The sequence below is a fragment of the Azospirillum sp. UFLA03-27 genome (assembly GCF_059803775.1).
On record NZ_JAUQTX010000540.1, the window covers coordinates 1 to 666 of the forward strand.

Here is a 666-nt window from a genome sequence, read left to right on the forward strand (position 1 = left end):
GAAGAAAGGGCAACGCCCTGTTTTTTTGTATTTTGCTTGCTTTTGTCACAACTCCAATAAAGCCCTGTGAGAGTGAGGAGGCGACGGGGGTGTATGGCTTGCAAAGAGTTGCGAAACACCACGGCCCGCCGGCCGTTGCAGCCGGGGCGGTCCCTGACGATGCCAGGGGCGTGTCAGTAATCCCGATCCGGGTGATCGGACCAGTCGCCCAGATTCATCACGGCGACCGCCATCGCCACACCGCCGAACGTTCCGCAAACCGAGCCGAAGAGCAGAATGAAACCGATCAGCCAGTATTCGGAGCCAAGGAGCAGTGTACGGAGACTGGCGACATCCAACGCGAGAAAGCCAAGGCAAACGACAACCCCTGCCACCACCCCGATCGCAAGGTGGGTCAAGAGGAACGCCACTAGATTATGCTTTCGCAAGAAAGAAAAGCGCCGTGGATTTCGAGGCATGCTTTCGACTCCTTACAAAACCAAAGCGCATGACAGCAAACAAACGACAGGAACGCGCCGCGCCGTTGACGTTCCCCTGGAATGAATCGGCGCACGCCTTGAAAACTCATGCGGCAAGCAATTCATCCGCCGGGCCGAAAAACTCGTAGTGGATGCTGCCCAATGGCACGCCCCGGCCGGCGAGGCCGCCGACCATAGCGCGCAGGAA

The 666-nt window shown here is 58.3% G+C and carries 1 pseudogene; it reads left to right on the top strand.

The window, feature by feature from the left end:
* A pseudogene (locus Q4I23_RS32965) lies at positions 1-413 on the top strand (hypothetical protein); the annotation flags it as partial.
* Between the last annotated feature and the right edge of the window lie 253 nt (positions 414-666).